Source organism: Propionivibrio sp., from assembly GCF_049316945.1.
Lineage (GTDB): Bacteria > Pseudomonadota > Gammaproteobacteria > Burkholderiales > Rhodocyclaceae > Propionivibrio.
In genome coordinates, this window is the sequence record NZ_JBMOJE010000066.1 from 18295 (window position 1) to 28007 (window position 9713).

Here is a 9713-nt window from a genome sequence, read left to right on the forward strand (position 1 = left end):
ATGAGAAAATAGTCATGACACGCCTCGATTCCACGGTTTCGGAAACCAATCTTCTGAGTCGGCACGTCCGCGCCGGCAAGGTGTATCGGCGGGAAGACTTGCTTGCCTATTCGGCCAGTCTCGACCGAGAGTTGCAGCGACTGGTGGCCTCCGGTGAGTTTCGCAAGTTGGCGCAGGGGCTCTATTACAAGCCCAAGAAAAATGTATTCGGCGAAGTGCCTCCTGACGAAAAAGACCTGCTTGCGGCCTTCCTGCGTGACAAGAACTTTCTGAGCTTCAATCCCAGCGTCTATAACTCGCTGCGGCTGGGCACCACCCAGCTTTACAACAAGACCGTGGTCTATAACCACAAGCGACACGGCCAATTCAAGCTCGGCAATCGTACCTATGATTTTCGAGTCAAGCATCGCTTTCCCAAGCCGGTTCAGGTAACGCCGGAATTTCTGCTGGTCGATATGCTCAACAACCTCTCCGATCTGGCCGAGGATGAAACAGAAATCCTTGGTCATGCACAACGCAAACTGGCCAGCTTTGATCAGAAGCTCCTCAAGAAGATGCTTTCCGAGTATGGCTCGGCCGCCACTCGGCGGCGGGTCGGCGGCTGGCTGGAACAACCGGGTGTTGCCTCCCTGATGGCGGAGCACGACTGAATGGCCGGCACGCCGAAGTTTTTGCATCAATTGCCGATTTTTTCCGATCTGCTGGAACAGCTTGCACAATCCCTCGGCATCGATTCCTACCTGATTGAAAAAGACTACTGGCGGATGCACTGCCTTTGGGGCCTGCAACAGCAGGGTTGGGAATTTGAACTCAAGGGTGGCACATCCCTCTCCAAGGGCCACCATATCATCGAGCGATTTTCCGAAGATATCGACATCCGTTTTGAACCACCAGCGGATCTGGCACTAAAGACCGGTCGGAATCATGACAAACCCGCACACCAGGCGGGTCGCAAGGCATTCTTTGATTGGCTGGCCACGGCCATTAATATTCCTGGGCTGCTGCGGGTGACGCGGGACACCGATTACGACGATACCAGCTATCGCAACGGTGGCATTGTTTTGAATTACCCGACCAATACCCGCTCCTTGCCTGGAATCAAGGAGGGAATCCTGCTGGAAGTGGGATTCGACGTTACCGCACCCAATGCGCCGCGTACCATCAGTTCATGGCCGATGGATGCCGCCATCAAGGCCGGCTTGGCCGTGACCGACAACCGGGCCATCGACGTGCCGTGTTATGCCTTGGGCTATACCCTGGTTGAAAAACTGCAAACCGTTTCCACCAAATTTCGCAGGCAACAGGCATCCGATAACTTCTCCAAGAACTTCCTGCGGCACTACTACGACATTTACTGCCTGCTTGGGCAATCCGAGGTGCAGGACTTTATTGGCACCCCGGCTTACCAGGCGCACAAGCAAGTACGTTTTCCCAAGGCAGACAATCTTGACATCGCCAGTAACGAAGCCTTTCTGCTCAGCGATCCCGACGTGCGTGCCCTCTACGAACGCAAATACCGCGAAACCGCCGCCCTCTACTACGCCGGGCAGGTTCCCTTTTCCGCCATTTACGACCGCATCGCCCAGTTTCGGGATCGCCTCTGACCATGAACAAAGCCAAACTCAAAACCTACGCACCGCAGGCGCGTAAGGACTTCATCGCCGCCGTCGAGGCTCGCGCCAATGTGCTCGGCCTTTCCGAAAAGGGAGGGTCGCTCGACATCGCGGCCAGTGAAAGGAATGGCGACATCACCGTGATCGCCGGGCAAGCCTGGCCGGCCAAGGTGCATGATCAGCGCCAACGCCTGATCAAGCGGATGAAGCGGGATGGTTTCGCGCAGACCGTCGAGGCCGTCGCCTACACCTGGTTCAACCGCTTTGCCGCCCTGCGCTTCATGGAGATCCATGACTATCTTGGTCATGGTCATCGCGTTCTGTCGAGCCGCGAAGGCGGTCTGCCGGAAATTATCGCGCACGCCACCGAGGTCTCCGGTAGTCTGCCGGGGCTGAACGCCGCACAGATTGCCGACATGAAGCTGGCCGGCAACCGGGATGGCGAGTTGTACCGCTTGTTGCTCGTGGCACAGTGCAATGCGCTTTCGAACGCCATGCCTTTCCTGTTTGAGCGCATCGACGACGAATCCGAACTTCTGCTGCCCGGCAACCTGGAGCGCACCGATTCCGTTGTCGCCAAGCTGGTTGAATCGATCCAGGAAGAGGACTGGAACGAGATCGAAGTCATCGGCTGGCTCTACCAGTTTTATATATCCGAGAAGAAGGATGCGGTCATCGGCAAGGTGGTCAAGAGCGAGGATATTCCCGCCGCCACCCAGCTCTTCACGCCGAACTGGATCGTCCAATACTTGGTGCAGAACAGTGTTGGCCGTCTCTGGTTGATGGCCAATCCAGGTTCAATGCTCAAAAGCCAGTGGCCGTACTACATTGAACCGGCCGAGCAGACGCCGGAAGTGCAGGCGCAACTCGATGAACTGATCCAGACGCGCATGGCCGAGGATGGCGGCAGTCTGAATCCGGAAACCATCACCGTGCTCGACCCGGCCTGCGGCTCCGGCCACATCCTGGTCGAAGCCTACGACGTGCTAAAGGCGATTTATCTGGAACGAGGCTACCAGGCCCGGGCGATCCCTCGCCTGATTCTGGAGAAGAACCTGTACGGACTGGACATCGACGACCGTGCGGCACAGTTGGCTGGTTTCGCGCTGATGATGAAGGCGCGGGCCGACGATCGCCGACTGCTCGACAGTCCGATCAAGCTCAATGTGCTGTCGTTGCAGGAGAGCAAGGGGCTGGAACTGGATGAGTTGGACAGCCACATGAAGCCATTTGGTATTGGCCGGGGCTTACTGGCATCGCTGCTCGATACATTTGCCCATGCCAAGACGTTTGGGTCGCTGATCCAGATTCCGGATGGGTTGGCGAGGGGTTTGCCGGCCTTGGCGGATGGGATGGGGAAGGCGATTCAGTCCGGGGATGTTTTTGCTGAGGCGGCAGGGCAGGATTTGTGGCCGCTGGTGGTGCAGGCGACGGTGTTGGCGATGAAGTTCGATGCGGTGGTGGCGAATCCGCCGTATATGGGCGGCAAGGGAATGAATGTAACCCTGAAAGACTATGCCAAGACAAAATTCCCTCATAGCAAATCCGATTTGTTTGCGATGTTTATTGAAAGGGGCTTTGGTTGGTGTAAGCCGACGGGGTTTAACAGCATGGTGACGATGCAGAGTTGGATGTTTCTGTCGTCGTTTGAATCGATGCGTGGAAAATTTTTGCGGGAACGGACCATTCAAACAATGGCGCATTTGGGTGCCAGGGCTTTTGGCGAGATATCTGGTGAGGTGGTTCAAACGACAGCCTTTATATTGCAGAGTCGCTATCTGAGCAGATATAAACCGATTTTTTTCCGATTAGTTGAAGGTGTGGAAAGTGAGAAAGAAAGTACGCTACGAGGAGGTTTTGGTCGATACGATGAAATATTTCAGGACGACTTCAGAAAAATCCCAGGAGCGCCGTTGGCCTATTGGTTAAGCGAGAAAATTCTCGATGCATTTGCGAACAACCCGACTCTTGGTGAGGTTTCCCAATCTCGTGTGGGGATGAACACTACAAATAATGGTCGGTTCGTTAGACTCTGGCACGAAGTTTCCCAATCCAAGATAGGACTTGGAATAATTTCCTCATCTGAGGCTCGCGAGAGCAATAAAAAATGGTTTCCCTACAACAAAGGGGGTGGATTCCGTCGCTGGTATGGCAATAATTATTCGGTCGTCAACTTTGAAAACGATGGCGAGGCAATTTGCAACTATATCGATAACGAATCTGGTGGAAATGTGGCATCTAATGGACGTGTGATTAGCCGGGATAAATATTTTTTGCCGTCAATTACATGGTCATCTATAACATCGACCTTCTTTAGCGCAAGATTTTGTGATGCTGGGTTTATATTTGACAACGGAGGGGCCTCAACATTTTCCTCTTCCGAATTACAAAAACTCATCGTTGGTTTTTTGTGCACTGGTCTTGCTTTTGAAATGTTAAGGGCTATCAATCCAACGCTCAATTTTCAACCAGGTAATATCGCATCACTACCATTTCCACTTGAACGGCTACGGCCCAAAATTTTGCAGATTGACAGGATCGTAGAAGAGTTGGTTTTTATTTACAAAAAGGATTGGGATAACTTCGAGGGATCTTGGGAAATGAAAATTCCTCCATTTGCTATTAGCAATTTAGGGGTGCGTTCTCTACATAATTCTTCGGAGATTTGGCACGAGGACGCTGCAGCAGCCATTGTCCGTGCAACTGAACTTGAGACAAATCTAAATCAAATATTTCTTGACGCTTTTGAAATGAGCGATCGGCTGTCCACCAACGTCCCCGAACCCCAAATCACACTCGCTCGTGCCGATCGCGAAAAAGATAGCCAGCGCCTAATCTCATACGCCATCGGTTGCATGATGGGCCGCTATAGCCTGGACGAGCCTGGCCTGATTTACGCCAACTCCGGCCACATAGGCTTCGATGCTACCCGCTACAAAACCTTCCCTGCGGACTCCGACGGCATCATTCCGATCACCGACGAGCTCTGGTTCGACGACGATGCCAGCAACCGGGTACGCGAATTCCTGAATGCCGTCTGGGGTGCAGAAACCCTTGATGAGAATATGGACTGGTTGGCCGAGAGTCTTGGCAAGAAGGGAACCGAAACGCCGGAAGAGACAATCCGCCGTTACCTCTCCTCAAACTTCTACAAGGACCACCTGCAAACCTACAAGAAACGCCCGATCTACTGGCATTTTTCCAGTGGAAAACAGGGGGCATTCCAAGCCCTGGTTTATCTGCACCGCTACTCCGAGGGCACACTCTCCCGCCTGCGTGCCGAATACGTCGTGCCCCTCACCGGCAAGATGCAGTCGCGCATCGAAATGCTGGAGAAAGACCGCGATGCAACCGGTTCAACCACCGCACGCACCAAGATCGCCAAGCAGATCGAATCGCTGAAGAAAAAGCACGTAGAACTGCTCGCCTACGACGAAAAACTCCGCCACTACGCCGACATGCGCATCCAGCTTAATCTGGACGATGGGGTGAAGGTCAATTATGGGCGGTTCGGGGATTTGCTGGCCGAGGTCAAGGCGGTGACGGGAGGGGCGAGTGATGAGTGACCCCGCCATGACAAACCCACTGGCGCTCCCGCCCGCTGTGCTGGCCGACTATCAGGACTGGCTGAAGACCATCAAGCAGAGAATCCATGCGACACGGATGAAAATGGCGTTGGCCGCCAATGGGGAGTTGATTTCCCTCTACTACGAAATTGGGGCGCAAATTGTTGATCGGGAATCCCATGCCCAATGGGGAAGCGGTTTCATCAACGCATTCAGTCGCGACTTGAGACAAGCCTTCCCGGAGATCGGCGGTTTTTCATCCAAGAATCTGCGGTATTGCCGTGCTTTCTTTCGCTTCTACTGCGATCCTGCAATTTGGCAACAGGCTGTTGCCAAATTACGCGATACGCCTTGGGCAGGGTCTGAAAGCCAGCTTTCTGCGTTGCTGATGGAAATTCCCTGGGGCCACAACATCCAGATTTTTACCAAGTGCCACAGCTTGGCCGAAGCCGGTTTTTATATCAAGCAAACCCTTGAGCTAGGCTGGAGCCGCGATGTGCTGGCACTGCAATTCAAGTCAAACTTGTATGCCCGCACCGGCAAGGCGGTGACCAACTTTTCCCGCACCTTGCCATTGCCACAGTCTGACCTGGCCCAGCAAACCCTCAAAGACCCTTACACCTTCGACTTCATGTCCATGACGGAACCGTACAACGAACGGGATGTAGAACGCCAACTGACACAACACATCACCCAATTCCTGTTGGAGCTGGGCAAGGGCTTTGCCTTCATTGGTCGTCAGTACCACCTGGAAATTGCCGGTAACGATTACTACATCGACCTGTTGTTCTACCACGTCACGCTGAAATGCTATGTGGTGGTGGAACTGAAGAACCGCAAATTCATCCCGGAATACGCCGGCAAGCTCAACTTCTACCTGTCGGCTGTAGATAGCCTGCTTAAACGCAACGACGACCAGCCCACCATCGGCCTGCTGCTGTGCCGCGACAAAAACAACATCGAGGTGGAGTTCGCCCTGCGCGACATGAACAAACCCATGGGCGTGAGCGAATACACACTGGTGGAAGCTTTGCCCGACAACCTGAAGGGCGCATTGCCCACGGTGGAAGAAATCGAGAATGACTTGCAGCAGTTGCAAGCAGCGGAAGACCACAATGGGGATGGTGGCCGTCAATGATCAAATGTTTAAATCAGAAAAATCGAGAGCTAGCGTGAGCCAACAACGCATCACCGAAGCACTCAGTAGCCTTTTCTCCAGCAACCCCATCGTCTTCTGGCACGACGCCGATGGCGAGTTTGCATTCTCCGTTGAGGCGCTCAAGCCCCCTGAAATTGACCTCCTGGATCTGGACAGAACCCCCTGGCTTCAGGTCAAAATCGAACTCGAGCGAGCCGGCCGTGGCCGCAGGTTCCTTCTCTACAGCGCGAAACCCGAGCCCGATCCGGCCAGCGACTGGCTGCTGGACGTACGCTTGCGCAGCAAGCCCTTTCGCGCCGATAGTGCTTCGATCTTGCTGGAAGATTTGGGTCTCATCTCGCAGCAGTTGCGGATGCACCTCAAGGCCCGGTCAAAATTTCTGAGTGCCAAGGTTCGGGTCGATCGCCTGAAAAAATGGGTAACCCCCAACGATGATGCGGATGACCTCGACCGCAAGATGATTGCCGTTCTGGTGAAAGCCGATCAGCCGGAATTGCCCGCAATTCTGTTGCGCCTTTTCACCGCGCTGTTGCAGGACGGTGTGGTTGGCCTCGATGCGGTTTCCAAGCTTTGGACAGATGTCGTTGCCAACGACCTGGATGAAGCTTTCTGGTTGCTGGTGGCTCGGGAGATGGGATATCAGGACGTTGCACCAACGCTGCGGGATCTTCTGTTCCGGATTCTGGTGAGTGATTTTGCGCGTACGGTCAGTGGATCATGCCCGGCACAGTTGTCGCACTTCATACTGGGCAACAAGACGTTGGCGGCCAATGCTTCGGTGTTTGCCTCCGGCTGGCGGTCGCACATGCAGCATTTTGGGAGTTATGACGCCTTGTCCAGTGCAGTCGGGCGCGAGCTTGGCTTGGCCCATCTGATCGCAGGGCTTTCCGCTGAGGACTTGGCCGAGACGATGACTTTCGAGGAGGTCGAGCGCCGGATCATTCAGGACATCAAGGGGCGAATCATCTCGGGAGGCGGTGCTGTCATGGACAGCATGCACTTGCTGATCGCCCGCCGGCGGGATGGCCACTGGGCGAACAAGTTGCTGGCGCATTCGAGCCCCACCACGCAAGCCCTGGCCGCTTGCTACGATGCCCTGGAAGCCGCCGCCGCCTTCTTTGAGCTGAAGGCCAAATTCGATTCCGGCTTCAGTTTCGCCAATGCCGAAGCGGGCCTTGAGTCTTATCAAACCGAACTTTTCAGGTTCGACCAACTTTATCGGCAGTTCAACCACGCCGCCGATGCGGTGGAGCCAATGGGTTGGGCCTTGCTGCACGAGCTTCGCGAGCGTATCGAGAACGGCTATTCAGGCTGGTTTGTCCCGCAACTTGGATCAGCCTGGAGCAAGGTGCTGGAGGGTGATGGGAAAAATGGGGGTGGGCTGCTTTCCAGTTGGAAGGTTGGCGGCTGGACAAACCAGCAGGATTTCTACAACCGGCACGTCAAGGTGCCTCTGGATGCGGGCATCAAGCGCGTCTTCGTGATCATCTCGGATGCCTTCCGTTTCGAAGCGGCCGAAGAACTCGTCCGCGACATCAACGGCAAGAGCCGTTTCAAGGCAGCGCTGACGCCGATGCTGGGGGTTTTGCCCAGCTACACCGCTCTCGGCATGGCCGCTCTGCTGCCGCACGAAACCCTTTCTTACAAGCAGAACGGCAACCTTGATCTGGCGACCGATGGTTCGGTGGTCTCGACCGTTGAGCAACGCAGTGACCAGCTTGGCAAGCATCAGGGTGTGGCCATCAAAACCGATGACCTTTTGGCCCTTGGCAAGGACAAGGGCCGGGAGTTTGTTCGCGATCAGCGGGTGATCTACGTCTATCACGACAAGATCGACCTTCTCGGCGACAAACAAGGCTCGGAGCAGGAAACCTTCGATGCTGTCGCGCAGACATTGATCGAATTGAACCAGCTCGCCACCTTCATTATCAACAGCCTCAACGGGTCGCTAGTGTTGATCACGGCGGATCATGGTTTCCTTTATCAGGATTCTCCGCTCGACGAAGCCGACAAATCGACGCTTGGCGACAAGCCCGAAGGTACGTTGAAGGCTAAAAAACGCTACCTTCTTGGGCAGGGCATCGGGGCATCCCCCAAGGCCTGGTGCGGGAATACCAGCGTGACCGCAGGAACGACACCGGGTGATGGCAGCATGGATTTCTGGGTGCCCCGTGGTGCCGCGCGATTCCATTTTGCTGGTGGCGCTCGTTTCGTTCATGGCAGCGCCATGCCGCAGGAAATCGTGATTCCAGTGATTACCCTGCGTGAGAGTGAAAACGAGTCGGCCAAAACCAGAGCCGTAGATTTAAGCCTGCTCGGTTCCTCGAACAAGGTCGTCACCAACAAGCAACGTTTCGAGTTTATCCAGACCGAGCCAGTATCGGAGCGTGTTCTGCCGCGTACAGTTTTGGTGTCGCTGCGGGATGGTGAAACGCTGATCAGCGACGAACTCTCGGTGACCTTTGACAGCACGTCCGGTCTGCTCGACGAACGCAAACGTTCGGTGATGCTCACCGTAAAATCGGGAAGCTACGACAAGACGAAAGACCATTTCCTGATTGCCCGCGATGCCCAGACAAAAGTGGAAGTGGTTCGGATTCCGCTCAAGGTGGATCTGGCCTTCGCCAACGATTTTTAAGACTTAATCATGACCGAAGAAATTATGATCAAGGACAGCAACCTCGACGGCCTGCTCAACCAGCATTTCGCCGGAAAAGTGGTGCGCAAGGATCTCACCAAGCTGCTCAAGGAAGGGGCAAATGTTCCGGTTTATGTCCTTGAGCACCTTCTCGGGATGTATTGCGCCTCCGATGATGAAGCCACGATTCAGTCCGGCATGACCAGCGTCAAGCGCATCCTCGCCGAGAATTGCCAATGTCGAGCGTGGTGGATATTCCGTCGGTACCGGGCGAGCTTTTTGCTAAGTTCCAGACGAGTTTTTATTCGGATCCCGTGGATGCAGTGTTCAAAGCGGTCGGAGTTGAGTGACACAAATATTGATTCGAAAATTTGAGTGGTGATCCCATATTTTGATATGTGACTATGATCGACCAAGGCCTTGTGCACTCCAGCCATTTTTGATATTCTCCTTCCCCGATGAATACCGCTCCCAGATTTTTCTCCCCTTTGAATATACGACCGCTCCCGCATTAGGGCAGCGGCGCTAGCTTTCTTTTCCTGCTCCGCGGCCCATCCATTGGGCCTGCACTGACGTTGGTGCCTGCCTTATTGCAAGGCAAAAGCGGAGCAAAAAATGCAAATCAAACACGATGTACCTGCCCAAGGGCGGGGGAAACTCTGCCAAATTTCAGGAACAGATATCGTGTCCCTCCTGCAAACTTGCATGAAATGGTTCATCAACCTTGGTAACTTTGT

Annotated in this window: 5 protein-coding genes and 1 pseudogene; all 6 read left to right on the forward strand. The window is 54.4% G+C overall.

The annotated features are described in order from the left end of the window. Positions 1–14: 14 nt before the first annotated feature. Complete coding sequence (locus ACOYNV_RS15345) at positions 15–650, forward strand: DUF6088 family protein (RefSeq protein WP_422900664.1); 636 nt, start codon at positions 15–17, stop codon at positions 648–650. Then, positions 651–1604, forward strand: coding sequence for a nucleotidyl transferase AbiEii/AbiGii toxin family protein (locus tag ACOYNV_RS15350; RefSeq protein ID WP_422900665.1), 954 nt, complete (start codon positions 651–653; stop codon positions 1602–1604). Positions 1605–1606: 2 nt separating this feature from the next. Continuing rightward, on the forward strand, positions 1607–5179 hold the full coding sequence (gene pglX / locus ACOYNV_RS15355; RefSeq protein ID WP_422900666.1) for a BREX-1 system adenine-specific DNA-methyltransferase PglX: 3573 nt from the start codon (positions 1607–1609) through the stop codon (positions 5177–5179). Next, positions 5172–6317 (forward strand): PDDEXK nuclease domain-containing protein, encoded by a 1146-nt coding sequence (locus tag ACOYNV_RS15360; protein ID WP_422900667.1) that lies wholly within the window; start codon positions 5172–5174, stop codon positions 6315–6317. The genes pglX and ACOYNV_RS15360 overlap by 8 nt, the downstream gene beginning before the upstream one ends. Positions 6318–6351: 34 nt before the next feature. After that, complete coding sequence (gene pglZ, locus ACOYNV_RS15365) at positions 6352–8976, forward strand: BREX-1 system phosphatase PglZ type A (RefSeq protein WP_422900668.1); 2625 nt, start codon at positions 6352–6354, stop codon at positions 8974–8976. Positions 8977–8985: 9 nt separating this feature from the next. Next, positions 8986–9207: pseudogene (locus ACOYNV_RS15370) on the forward strand (anti-phage BREX system Lon protease BrxL); the annotation flags it as partial. Between the last annotated feature and the right edge of the window lie 506 nt (positions 9208–9713).

Coding starts and splice junctions, on each gene's coding strand:
- ACOYNV_RS15345 (WP_422900664.1), top strand. CDS start 15: ATGACACGCCTCGATTCCACGGTTTCGGAAACCAATCTTCTGAGTCGG.
- pglX (WP_422900666.1), top strand. CDS start 1,607: ATGAACAAAGCCAAACTCAAAACCTACGCACCGCAGGCGCGTAAGGAC.
- ACOYNV_RS15360 (WP_422900667.1), top strand. CDS start 5,172: ATGAGTGACCCCGCCATGACAAACCCACTGGCGCTCCCGCCCGCTGTG.
- ACOYNV_RS15350 (WP_422900665.1), top strand. CDS start 651: ATGGCCGGCACGCCGAAGTTTTTGCATCAATTGCCGATTTTTTCCGAT.